Below are 13,304 nucleotides of genomic sequence, written 5' to 3'. Positions count from 1 at the left end.
CAGCAACTTATTGATTCATGACAAAATATCGTCCGCTTTTAGATAAAGAAATAGCTACTCTAACCGTTTATGGCTGCTCGGCCGAAAACTGGAAAGAGGTGCAAGTGACAGAAGAATTCTCGCCTTCGTATTTTTACAATGTCCATTTCTCCGGTACAGTTTTTTTAGGGAACTATACTGAGGTTTTTGAATTGGCTGGAGGCATAAAAAAACATGCCGGAATATACAACTGCCATCTGCATAACTGCACGATAGGTAACAATGTCTTCATTGACAAGATTAATAATTATATCGCCAATTACGAAATTGGTGATGGTACCTACATTGAAAACGTAAATTTAATTCTTACTGAAGGCGAATCTTCTTTTGGGAACGGAATAAAAATACCGGTTATGATTGAAGCCGGCGGACGCGAAATTCCAGTTTTCGATCAACTATCAGCTCCACTTGCTTATATGATGGCCTTTTATCGCCATGATAAAGAAGCCGTCAACAACTTAGAGCATCAAATTTCAGATTACGCCAACTCACAAAAATCCGACAAAGGTCGCATCGGGAAGAATGTCCGTATTATGAACAGTGATGTTATACGAAATGTGCGCATCGACGATTTTGCTACTATTGAAGGCACTTTGCGACTGGAAAACGGAACAATAAGCAGCAACAAACAAGCACCTGTTTATATAGGACAAGGCGTTCAGTGTAAAAATTTTATTATCTGTTCCGGAACAAATATAACTGAATCGGCTCTTATTTCGAATTGTTTTGTAGGACAGGCCTGCATAATCGACAAACAATTTTCGGCGATCGATTCTGTATTTTTTGCCAATTGTCAGGGATTGCATGGTGAAGCAGTTTCAATATTTGCCGGTCCGTACACCGTTACACATCACAAATCGACTTTGATGCTCACTGCTTTATATTCGTTTATGAATGCCGGCAGCGGCACCAATTTCAGCAACCACATGTACAAACTCGGCCCTGTTCATCAGGGAATTACAGAACGAGGAGTAAAAACTTCGAGTGGTTCTTACATCATGTGGCCAGCAAAAATCGGAGCTTTTACCGTAGTATTGGGGCGTCATAAAGGCAATCCTGATATCTCAGAATTACCATTTTCATATTTATTGGAAAACGAAGGAGAAAGCAATCTTCTGCCTGCGATAAACCTGCACAGCGCCGGAACAAAGCGCGATGTACAAAAATGGCAAAAACGAGATATCCGCACCGACGAAATAAAACTTGATCCGATAAATTTTGATTTTCTTTCTCCTTACACCTTGTCAAAAGCACTGAAAGGAATTAACATTCTGAACGGATTATTAGAAAACATGGAAGCCGGAGCCTCTTTCGTCTGGTATCAAAACTGCAAAATCAAACGTTCATCCATCAAAAAAGGTATAGAACTGTACGAAATGGCTATCAATCAGTTTATAGGTGATAAGATAATTGAAAAGCTCAGTCAGTTGGAAATCTTTTCGAAAGATAATCTACACAAACTATTGTCAACGAAAACTGATACAGGAATCGGTGAGTGGTCGGATATGGCGGGATTGATAGCACCTAAGTCGGAAATAAACCGACTGCTCAAAGACATTTCCGATAAAAAGCTTTCGCTCGATGAAATCCAAAACAGAATAAATGAATTGCATGCAAACTATGCCGCGTATTCATTTGTTTGGGTAAAAAGTATACTGGAAAAACAGGTTGGAAAACCAATCCATGAAAAAGAAGTAATTATTTCCAGCATTGAAAATTGGAAAAAAGCAGTACAAACCTTTGAAGATATGATACTTCGCGACGCAAAAAAGGAGTTCAACAGTATCTCTAAAACAGGATTTGGGCTTGATGGAGACGACTCTGACAAACAACTCGATTTTGAAAATGTTCGGGGAAATTTTGAAGAGAATGCCTTTGTTATAGAAACCACTAATAGATTAAAAACAGATATAGAATTGGCGAATAAAATACTTGCCAAATTAAACAATTAACATTACACAATCATGAATAATTTCAATTTTTATAGTCCTACACATTTCGTTTTCGGAAAGAACAGAGAATCAGAAACCGGTAAATACGTAAAACGATTCGGAGGCAGCAAGGTTTTAATCCATTTTGGAGGAGGTTCTGTAATTAAAAGCGGTTTGCTTGATCGGGTAAAAGAATCATTAACAAAAGAAAATATCAGTTTTACCGAATTAGGAGGTGTTGTTCCGAATCCTCGTAGTGGATTAGTTTACGAAGGTGTTGAAATCTGTAAACGCGAAAAAATCGACTTTATACTGGCAGTTGGAGGTGGAAGTGCTATTGACTCGGCAAAAGCCATTGCCATCGGTGCTTTGTACGACGGTGATTTCTGGGACTTCTACACCGGAAAACGTGTTGAAAACGCATTACCGGTCGCTACTATTCTTACAATATCCGCTGCCGGAAGCGAAGGATCCACCGGCTCAGTGATTACACACGAAGACGGCATGCTGAAACGAGCCGCAAACAGTGATGCACTGCGCCCGGTATTTTCGGTATTGAATCCCGAATTAACCTGCTCGCTACCACCATTCCAAACCGCTTGCGGAGCTACCGACATGATGGCACACGTATTGGAAAGATACTTTACTAACACAAAGGATGTTGAAATAACGGATAGACTTTGCGAAGCCGTGTTGCTAACCGTAATAAAAGAAACCCCAAAAGCACTGGCTAATCCGAATGATTACGAAGCCAGAGCCAATATTATGTGGGCAGGTACGGTAGCTCACAACGATATTTGTGGTGTGGGACGTGAACAGGACTGGTCAACTCATCAAATTGAGCACGAACTTTCAGGCCTGTACGATGTGGCGCACGGAGCAGGACTGGCTGTAATGTTTCCTGCCTGGATGAAATATGTAATGAAGCACGATGTAATGCGTTTCGCTCAGTTTGCCGTGCGGGTTTGGGGTTGCCAAATGGATTTCCAAAACCCGGAAAACACCGCAAAAGAAGGAATCCTGAAGTTTGAACAGTTCTTAACTTCTATCGGAATGCCTATCAGATTCTCAGAACTCGGCGCTAAAGCAGAGGACATTCCTACGTTGGCAAAAACAATGGGACTGGGCACAGGCACATTAGGCAGTTTCGTAAAACTAACTACCGAAGATGTAACTAAAATTTACGAGCTTGCCGTGTAAAACAGCATTGTACTACCAGCTTTCGAAGAAAATATCATTAAATCATTTATGGAGTTAAAGAAATTACACATTACACCAAACACAATAGACCTTAAAATAAAACTTCCTGCATCCAAAAGCATAAGTAATCGTGCGCTCATTTTAAATGCGTTATCCTACAGTCCGTATGACATTCAGAATCTTTCGGACTGTGATGATACACGTGTTACTATCAAAGCACTGGATTCGAACGACCGGAGTTTTGACATTGGTGCTGCCGGAACTGCCATGCGATTTCTGACCGCTTTTCTGGCAAAAACAGTTGGAGAATGGGTTATTACAGGCAGTGAACGTATGAAGCAACGCCCTATAAAGTTATTGGTAGATGCGCTCAACAGCCTTGGTGCTCGTATTGAATACATTGAAAATGAAGGATATCCTCCGCTACGAATTTTAGGAAGTGCTTTGACTGGTGGTGAAATACGGCTGAATGGTGGCGTTAGCAGTCAGTACATTTCTGCTCTAATGATGATTGCACCCTACATGCAAAACGGATTGAAAATTATACTGGAGGGAAATGTCATTTCTGTTCCTTACATCCGCATGACAATGCAAATGATGAAAGAATTTGGTGTTGATGTTTTATTTGAAAACAATACTATTGACGTAAAACCGCAGGTTTATAGCCCAATTCAGTATAAAGTTGAATCCGATTGGTCTGCAGCATCTTATTGGTTTGAAGTACTATCCATAGCCGGCAAAGGCAGAATTATGTTGGAAGGACTTTATCAGAACAGCTATCAGGGCGACAGCAAAGTAGCAGAACTCTTCGAACAGTTAGGCGTAAAAGCAGAATATAAACCCGAAGGCGTATTGCTGACTCCAAACGGAAATTATGTATCAAAATTTGAATACGATTTTGTAGATCAACCTGATTTGGCACAAACTTTCGCTGTAACTTGCTGTCTGAAAGGCATCGCATTTCATTTCAAAGGCGTACAGAGCCTCAAGATTAAAGAAACCAATCGCATAGCAGCACTGATTAATGAGCTGGCGAAACTTGGATTCATACTTTTTGAACCCGCCGAAGGAGAATTGGCCTGGAGCGGAGAACGGTGTAAACAGGAAGAAGATATCAGAATTGCCACTTACGAAGATCATCGCATGGCCATGGCTTTTGCCCCGGCAGCTTTGGTAATGCCTGTTTCTATTGAAGAACCGCAGGTGGTAAGCAAATCTTACCCAAGCTTTTGGAACGACATTGAAAAACTACTGGCTTAGCCTTTATGTTTAAACTGGAACATATAACCAAGCAGTTTTCAGACCAGTATGTTCTGCAGGATTTTTCGTTTGAAATCCTGCAGGGCGAAAAAATAATTGTATCAGGTCGCTCAGGCATTGGCAAAACCACCTTGTTTCGTTTGTTATTAGGATTTGAACAACCTGACAACGGCAACTTATTCTTCGAAGATCAACTATTGACTGAGACCAACATTTGGGATCTTCGTCGCCGCGTGGCTTATGTGAGTCAGGACTTAAACATCGGACGAGGTAATTTGCAAGCATTTTTCAACGAGACATTATCGCTTAAAGCCAATATCAATCACAAAACCGATTCGTTAAGCAGACTAACTGAACTGATGGCTTATTTTGAACTCCCGGACTCCTTGTTACTGAAAAATATTGAAGAATTATCCGGCGGAGAAAAACAACGGGTAGCCATCATCAATGCTTTACTCCTGAAAAGAGATATTTTTCTTCTGGATGAAATTACCTCGGCACTGGACAAATCTTTAAAAATAAAGGTTTTGGATTACTTCCTGCTTAATCCTGATTTTACAGTGCTTTTGATATCGCACGACAATTATGTGCCAGAGAATGCCCAAACAAGAATTTTAAAACTAGACTGATTATGCATGGAGCTCAGAATCTTTCGGAATTTTCGATGCTGATGTGCGGTCTTTTACTGCTCATTCCGCTATTGGGCATTTGGTACTTAAAACTGGGCATGGTAAAGAGCATGCTCATTTCCACCATCCGAATGATAGTACAATTGGTTCTTGTAGGTTTTTTTCTGGAATTTGTATTTCAGCTAAATAACTGGCTGTTGAACTCAGTGTGGTTTCTAACCATGATAACTGTAGCCGTATTATCCGTAATCAAAAACTCAAATTTACGGTTAAAGCATTTTCTCTTTCCTGTGTTATTCTCATTTATACTTGCCAATTTCTTTGTTGTCCTCTATTTCAACTATTTCATTGTCAACCTGAATTTTATTCTGGACGCCAAATACATGATTGCTATAGGCGGTATGATTTTGGGTAATTCTTTACGCGCCAATATAGTTGGGCTGGGTGATTTTTACAAGTCCATCTGTAAAGATGAGCAACTGTATTTCTACAAGCTATCATTAGGCGCAACCCGTTTTGAAGCATTGCGCAGCTTTGCAAAGAAAAGCTTTACAGCAGCTATGAGTCCTACAATTGCTTCTATGGCCACAATGGGAATCGTATCGCTACCGGGAATGATGACCGGTCAGATACTCGGTGGTTCAGTTCCATTAATTGCTATTAAGTACCAGATTGCCATCATGATAGCAATTCTTGCATCAACCATTATAAGTATTTCGCTGAGTATTATTTTTACCGTCGGAAAGTCGTTTAATAAGTATGGTGTATTATTGAAGTCCGTTATTGCCGACAAATAACTATTTAGTCAGACTATCCAGCACTTTATACACAATGGGACACGTGTAAGCATTTTTAACGGATAGGTTAAAAATCTGATAAAAACGTTTACGATCTGTGTGCGGATATTCTCGGCAAGCTTTAGGTCGGGACTCATATATTGAACAATAATTATCAGCTCCCAAAAAAGGACATGGCATTGACTGAAAGACCATATCACCATCCTCATCTATTCGTAGATATTTAGCAATAACATCAGTCGTTTTTAGTCGCAAAACCTTAGCCATACGCTCCAAATCCTTGTCGATTATGCGGGGACCCAGTGATCGACAGCAGTTTGCACAAGCCAGACAATCAGTCTGTTCTGAAATTTTATCATGCAGTGCATGCACCTGCACATCCATGCCCTCAAGCTTCTTCTTATTTTTTACTAAAAATCGCTTCCAATCGGGTTCAGATTTAGCCGCCAACGCAGGCAATAATTTGTAATCAATTTGTTTATTCACGGGTAAAATTATTGTGTTTTTTTAGCTTACAAATGTATTGATTTAAACATTAGGACACAAAAGAAAAACTTGTTTCAACAAAAAAAAATCGTATCTTTGCAGCCGTTTTTATTTACAAACACATAAATTTATGAGTCAACTAAGTGATGTGTTGGGACAGTATGATGCACCCCAGCAAGCAAAAGCGATGGGTGTATATCCTTATTTTCGTCCCATCGAATCCGATCAGGATACAGTGGTAACAATTGATGGCAAACCGGTTCTTATGTTTGGATCAAACAGTTACCTTGGATTAACAAATCATCCTCGTCTCAAAGAAGGAGCTATCAAAGCCGTTGAAAAATACGGAACAGGTTGTGCCGGATCTCGTTTTTTAAACGGAACATTGGACATTCATATTGAACTAGAAGAACGTTTAGCTAAATTAGTTCACAAAGAAGCCGCTTTGATTTATGCTACCGGTTTTACAGTCAATTCAGGCGTAGTACCATGCATTACAGGACGTGAAGATTATCTGATTTTTGATGAGTTTGATCATGCTTCTATTATCGAAGGAAAACGCTTATCATTTTCTAAACAACTAAAATATCGTCACAACGATATGGATGCTTTAGAAAAACTACTACAAAAATGCGAACCGGACAAACTTAAACTTATTGTAGTTGACGGAGTTTTCAGCATGGAAGGCGATGTAGCGAAACTACCTGAAATTGTTGAACTTTCCAAAAAATACAATGCATCGATCTATGTTGATGAAGCGCACTCATTGGGTGTTTTCGGAAAAACCGGTGCCGGCATCTGCGAACACTTCGGAGCTTCGAAAGATGTTGATTTAATCATGGGTACATTCAGTAAATCGTTGGGAACCATTGGTGGATTCGTTGCATCTGACAACAACATTATCAATTATTTGAAACATAATTCGCGCACATTGATCTTTAGTGCATCTATTACTCCAGCCTCAACCGGTTGTGTATTGGCAGCTTTAGATGTTATGGCGGAAGAAACATGGCGTAAAGATGCATTATGGGCAAACACAGCTCGTGCAAAAGAAGGATTTTTGAAAGCAGGGTTCGAAATCGGACCTACCGAAACTCCTATTATTCCTCTTTATGTGCGTGATAACACTAACACATTTAAACTGACACGTATGTTGATGGACGATGGAGTTTTTGTTAACCCCGTAGTTTCGCCTGCAGTGCGTTCAGAAGATTCGTTAATTCGATATTCTCTGATGGCAACTCACACATTCGATCAAATTGACGAATCCATTGAGAAAATATCAAGAGATGCCCGCACATTGGGGATTATTGAATAATTATAGATCGAATTCGCAGAAAAGAATTTGAGCACAAAACAACAGATAAAGGTAACTTTATTTTGAAAAACACAAGAATAGAACGAGTCTGTGAATCAGACTAGTTCTATTCTTCGTTTAAACAACAAAAGATATTACGGCTCTACAAAGGGCTAAAACAGGTAAGTTTAGTTAATTTTTTTTGTATAACTTTATATTGAGCCAAAACTCAAAGACACCTGCTAAGGGAATCGCGAGGGCTTAACTTTAATTATGATCACCGTATCAAATCTAGCCATTCAATTTGGCAAACGAGTTTTATTTTCCGACGTAAATTTAAAGTTTACTGCCGGAAACTGTTATGGAATTATTGGCGCTAACGGCGCCGGAAAATCAACGCTTATCAGAATGCTGAGCGGCGACCTCGACCCTACCCGAGGCAATATTCAATTTGGCGCAGGCGAACGTTTATCCGTATTAAAACAGAACCACTTTGAGTTCGACGAATTTACCGTGCTCGAAACGGTTATGATGGGACATACCGAATTGTGGAAAGTAAAAGAAGAAAAAGATGCAATCTACCTGAAAGAAGACTTTTCAGACGCCGATGGCATCAGAGCTTCGGAACTGGAAGACAAGTTCTCGGAAATGAACGGTTGGAACGCCGAGAGTGAAGCAGCATCGTTACTTAGCGGACTCGGTATAAAAGAAGATTTGCACTACCAGCTAATGAAAGAACTCAGCGGTATGGAAAAAGTGCGCGTGCTTTTAGCCAGAGCGCTTTTTGGAAAGCCTGACAACTTGCTTCTCGATGAGCCAACCAATGACCTGGACGTAGACACCGTGATGTGGCTGGAAAACTATTTGGCCAACTATGAAAACACTGTATTGGTAGTTTCGCACGACCGTCACTTCCTCGATGCCGTAAGTACGCACACCGTTGATATTGATTTTGGAAAAGTACAGCTTTTCTCCGGAAACTATTCGTTCTGGTACGAATCAAGCCAGCTGGCTCTGCGTCAGCAACAAAACCAGAACAAGAAAGCTGACGAAAAACGTAAAGAACTTGAAGAATTTATTCGCCGTTTTAGTGCCAACGTGGCTAAATCTAAACAGGCGACCAGCCGTAAGAAAATGCTTGAAAAACTGAACGTGGAAGAAATTCAACCTTCAACCCGCAAGTATCCCGGTATCATTTTCACTCCGGACCGCGACCCGGGCAACATGGTACTGGAAATTGCCGGACTAAGCAAAACAGCCGAAGATGGCACAGTGCTTTTCAAAGACGTAAATTTCAACGTAGAGAAAAACGATAAAATCATTTTCTTATCGCGCGACCCGCGTGCCATGACGGCTTTCTTTGAAATTATCAACGATCACGACAAAGACCATCAAGGAACTTACAACTGGGGAATAACCATTACGCATGCATATTTACCACTTGACAATTCAGAGTTCTTCAATACGGATTTAAATCTGGTGGAATGGCTCGGCCAATTCTCAACTGACACTACCGAATCATTTATTCGGGGTTATCTGGGCAAGATGCTGTTTGCCGGAGAAGAAATCTTTAAAAAAGCCAGTGTACTTTCGGGAGGAGAAAAAATGCGTTGTATGATTTCGCGCATGATGCTTCGCAATGCCAATGTGATGATTCTGGATTCGCCGGCCAACCACCTCGATTTGGAATCCATTCAGGCATTTAATAACACCCTGGTCAACTTCAAAGGAAATGTACTTATGGCTTCGCATGACCGTGAATTTATCCAAACCGTTTGTAATCGTATCATTGAGCTTACTCCTAATGGTATTATTGACAAACAAATGGATTATGATGATTATGTGACTTCGGAAGACATTAAGGCTATACGTGAACGCATGTATAAATAAAACCAGATGCACGATATATGAAAAGCTGTCAGCCAAAGCGCGACAGCTTTTTTTGTTTTTAGCTGTTGAATAAGTCATCTCGACAATCGTATAAGTCATCTTTACAACCGCGAAACCATCTCGACAATCGTATAAGTCATCTCGACAACCGCGAAACCATCTCGACAAACGTATAAGCCATCTCAACAACCGCGAAACCATCTCGACAATCGTATAAGCCATCTCGACAACCGCGAAACCATCTCGACAAACGTATAAGTCATCTCAACAACCGCGAAACCATCTCGACAAATGTATAAGCCATCTTTACAACCGCGAAACCATCTCGACAAACGTATAAGTCATCTCGACAACCGCGAAACCATCTCGACAAACGTATAAGCCATCTCAACAACCGCGAAAGCATCTCGACAACCGTATAAGTCATCTCGACAACCGCGAAACCATCTAAAAGGATTGACAATTTGACTACCCAACTCGCTCATATTGAAAAACAGCGCTTTAAAATACAAAATTATTTCTTACATTTGTGCTGCATTAATATACAAGATTTTGCAGCCTCCTACCTTATATCTTTTCGCACGTTTCTTTTATCAATAACATATACAATTATTATTTTCATGAAAAAACTATTTATTGTACTGCTCACGCTCTGCACATTTGTTGGGGTTAAAGCCGACGAAGGCATGTGGATGCTACCTTTAATCCAAAAACTGAACATTCAAAAAATGAATGGCATGGGTTTAACGCTTACAGCTGAAGATATTTACAGCGATCAGCAGGTAAGCCTGAAAGATGCAGTTGTGGTTTTCGGAAATGGTTGCACAGGTGTAATGGTTTCTAATCAGGGACTTGTATTTACCAATCACCACTGCGGCTTTGACGCCATTCAACAACACAGCTCTGTAGATCATAATTATCTGAAAGATGGATTTACTGCCGAAAAACTAACCGACGAAATTCCTACTCCGGGTCTTTCTGTGAAGTTCTTAGTAAAAATTCAGGATGTCACTGAGCGAATAATATCTCAACTTCCCGACACTTTGCTTGGGCATAAACGCACGGAAAAACAGGATTCGTTGATAAGAGTGATAGAAAAAGAAACAGAAAAAGGAACCAATTATTCTGCTCGTGTAAAACCGTTTTATTCCGGCAACGAATACTACCTGTTTGTTTATGAGGAATTCACCGATGTCCGGTTTGCCTACGCCCCTCCTACTTCGATAGGTAAATTTGGCGGCGACACCGACAACTGGATGTGGCCTCGTCACACAGGCGACTTTTCTGTATTTCGTGTTTACTGCTCGCCCGATGGTAAGCCCGCTAAATACTCTAAAGACAATGTACCATATTCTCCTAAGCGATTTGCGTCTATTTCAAACCAAGGCTATCAACCGGGAGATTACGCTATGATCATGGGAAACCCGGGAACAACAAGCCGCTACCTGTCATCCTGGGGAATCAACAACAGAATGAATTCTACTAATCAGGCACGTATTGATGTACGCGGAGCAAAGCAAGATGTATGGCATTCGTTTATGCGCGTAGATGAAGCCATTAATATTGCTTATGCCAGTAAGTTTGCCCGCAGCTCCAATTACTGGAAAAACAGTATCGGTATGAATAAAGCCGTTACCAAATTAGGCATTATCAACGAGAAAAAAGCAGAGGAAAAAGCTTTTGCCGCGTGGGTTAAACAATCGCCCGAACGAGAAGCCAAGTATAAGAATGTACTGAGAACTCTTGAAGATGGATATACAAAAAACTATCCTTACAACAGAGCGCTGAACTACCTCAATGAATCACTCTTGAACGGTGTAGAAATGCCACGTATTGCAACTCAGGTAGAGAGAATAATAAGCAAAAATCTTGGTGAAAAAGAGCTACAAACCCAAATTGAAGCAATTTACAAAGATTATTATCCTACAGTAGATCAGGCTACATTAGTGGCCATGTTGAATGTTTATAAAAAATCGGTTGATGCTGATGCATTACCTGAATTTTACAACACAATTCAAAAGAAATACAAGGGTGATTATACAAAATTTGCCGAATATTTGTTCGGCAAATCTGATTTTACTTCGTTAGATAAAATCACTAAAGCCATTAAAAATAAAAAGGTTGACTTTTCAAAAGATCCTGCCATCATTTTCTCGCAGGAAGTTAGAAAAACGTTGGAGTCTATCCGAAGCCAGGAGTTCAACAAGAACTCAGAACGAATTAAGGATGCAGAACGCTTATACGAGAGCGGCATTAAAGCCATGTCGGCTGAAACAGGTAAACCTATGTATCCTGATGCCAACTCAACCATGCGTCTGACATTTGGTAAAGTAGGCGGTTACAATCCTGCTGACGCTGTAACTTATAAATACTACACTACCACCAAAGGAATCTTGGAAAAAGAAGTTCCCGGAGACGAAGAGTTTGATGTATCGCCAAAATTAAAAACAGCCATTCTTGAGAAAAACTATGGAGCTTATATCGACAAGAAAACCGGCGAAATGCACGTGGCATTCCTCAGCAACAATGACATCACCGGCGGCAATTCTGGAAGTCCGATTTTCAATGCCAAAGGAGAATTACTCGGTTTGGCTTTTGATGGAAACTGGGAAGCCATGAGCGGCGATATAGTGTTCGAACCAGACCTGCAAAGAACAATCAACGTGGATGTTCGCTATATTCTTTTTGTTATGGACAAAATTGGTGGAGCACAACGTTTGATTAATGAATTAAGCATAAAGTAACAACCCATTTTCAGAATATGGAAAGGCACTCGCAAATAATGTGAGTGCCTTTTTTCTTGAATATTATTGCAAAACCGACTCAATAATATTGCAAATCAGTTAATAATTCGATTTTTTCAAAATCGTGTTGTAAAACATGTTTTTACCTATCGATAATTACCTAACAAGTGTTTTCTTTACACTTGTTTGTAAAAGAATGTTACTTTTCAAACGAAATAAATATACACATTTGGATATTAGTGATTTGCAACTTGATGTTTTTCCTTATTTAATACTGAATGAATTCTACATTTTATCAAAATAAAGACACATTTCTTGTAGCTGTCGACTGTATAATTATGGGCTTTCGGGACAATGAACTACAAATTCTTATTGCCCGCCGTCGAATGGAGCCGCTAAAAGGAGGATGGTCGCTGATGGGAGGGTTCGTAAACGCGACTGAGAGTATAAATGAAGCAGCCAAAAGGGTGGTTGAAGAATACACCGGCATTGATAATATCTTCATGGAACAAGTAGGAGCCTATGGCGAGCTCAACCGTGATTTGGCCGACCGCGTTATCTCCATTGCTTATTTTGCTTTAGTTGATATGGATTTGTTTGATTCGTCGCTTATCGAAAAGCACAATACCCGCTGGGTCAGAATTACTCAATTGCCGGAACTTATTTTCGACCATAAAAAAATGGTAGATAATACAATCAATATCCTTCAGCGAAAAGCAGCCATTAAGCCAATTGGCTTCAACCTGCTGGGCGATCAATTTACCTTGCCAACGTTGCAGAGTTTGTACGAATCGATTTATCAGGAACGCATCGACAAACGTAATTTCAGAAAGAAATTATTAACAATGGATATTTTGGAAAAAATGGAAGAGAAAGATAAAAGCTCATCCAAAAGAGGAGCTTTCTATTATCGATTCAACAAAGAGAAATACGATCAGCTAATAGAGCAGGGATTGCATTTCTCGTTGTAACAAAGCTATAAGAATTGTCTGTTTAATTCACATATATTACTTTATAAATTATTCAAAAAC

General features: G+C 40.0%; 10 protein-coding genes. 9 read left to right on the top strand and 1 reads right to left on the bottom strand.

Annotated elements, in window-relative coordinates; genetic code table 11:
• Window positions 1-17: 17 nt before the first annotated feature.
• From PALPR_RS13900 to PALPR_RS13880, 5 genes are read left to right on the top strand one after another with little or no spacing between them, the layout of a single operon-like run.
• Window positions 18-1,991, top strand: coding sequence for a DUF4954 family protein (locus tag PALPR_RS13900; RefSeq protein ID WP_013446291.1), 1,974 nt, complete (start codon window positions 18-20; stop codon window positions 1,989-1,991).
• Window positions 1,992-2,003: 12 nt separating this feature from the next.
• On the top strand, window positions 2,004-3,170 hold the full coding sequence (locus PALPR_RS13895; RefSeq protein ID WP_013446290.1) for an iron-containing alcohol dehydrogenase: 1,167 nt from the start codon (window positions 2,004-2,006) through the stop codon (window positions 3,168-3,170).
• A 48-nt stretch (window positions 3,171-3,218) separates the two neighbouring features.
• Window positions 3,219-4,430 carry a 3-phosphoshikimate 1-carboxyvinyltransferase gene (locus PALPR_RS13890; RefSeq protein ID WP_013446289.1) on the top strand — a complete coding sequence of 404 codons (1,212 nt, stop codon included), beginning with the start codon at window positions 3,219-3,221 and terminating at the stop codon, window positions 4,428-4,430.
• A 5-nt stretch (window positions 4,431-4,435) separates the two neighbouring features.
• Entirely contained in the window at window positions 4,436-5,059 is a 624-nt protein-coding gene (locus PALPR_RS13885; protein WP_013446288.1) for an ABC transporter ATP-binding protein, read from the top strand.
• Window positions 5,060-5,061: 2 nt separating this feature from the next.
• On the top strand, window positions 5,062-5,856 hold the full coding sequence (locus tag PALPR_RS13880; RefSeq protein ID WP_013446287.1) for an ABC transporter permease: 795 nt from the start codon (window positions 5,062-5,064) through the stop codon (window positions 5,854-5,856).
• Here the strand turns inward: PALPR_RS13880 and PALPR_RS13875 are convergent, their stop codons facing one another.
• Window positions 5,857-6,342, bottom strand: coding sequence for a YkgJ family cysteine cluster protein (locus PALPR_RS13875; protein ID WP_013446286.1), 486 nt, complete (start codon window positions 6,340-6,342; stop codon window positions 5,857-5,859).
• 130 nt (window positions 6,343-6,472) lie between these two features.
• Here PALPR_RS13875 and spt point away from each other — a divergent pair, with 130 nt between their 5' ends.
• The 4 genes from spt to PALPR_RS13855 all read left to right on the top strand — a co-directional run bounded on the left by spt (window position 6,473) and on the right by PALPR_RS13855 (window position 13,244).
• A complete protein-coding gene (spt, locus tag PALPR_RS13870; RefSeq protein WP_013446285.1) occupies window positions 6,473-7,660 on the top strand; it encodes a serine palmitoyltransferase in 1,188 nt (395 codons plus the stop codon).
• 252 nt (window positions 7,661-7,912) lie between these two features.
• On the top strand, window positions 7,913-9,529 hold the full coding sequence (locus PALPR_RS13865) for an ABC-F family ATP-binding cassette domain-containing protein (protein ID WP_013446284.1): 1,617 nt from the start codon (window positions 7,913-7,915) through the stop codon (window positions 9,527-9,529).
• Window positions 9,530-10,149: 620 nt separating this feature from the next.
• Window positions 10,150-12,273, top strand: a complete 2,124-nt coding sequence (locus PALPR_RS13860) for a S46 family peptidase (protein WP_013446282.1) — start codon at window positions 10,150-10,152, stop codon at window positions 12,271-12,273.
• 278 nt (window positions 12,274-12,551) lie between these two features.
• A complete protein-coding gene (locus tag PALPR_RS13855; protein WP_013446280.1) occupies window positions 12,552-13,244 on the top strand; it encodes an NUDIX hydrolase in 693 nt (230 codons plus the stop codon).
• The last annotated feature ends 60 nt before the right edge of the window (window positions 13,245-13,304 follow it).

The sequence above is a fragment of the Paludibacter propionicigenes WB4 genome, assembly GCF_000183135.1.
In the GTDB taxonomy this organism is placed as follows: Bacteria; Bacteroidota; Bacteroidia; order Bacteroidales; family Paludibacteraceae; genus Paludibacter; species Paludibacter propionicigenes.
The sequence above is the reverse complement of the archived record's forward strand: the minus strand, read 5'-3'. Positions and strand labels throughout refer to the sequence as shown.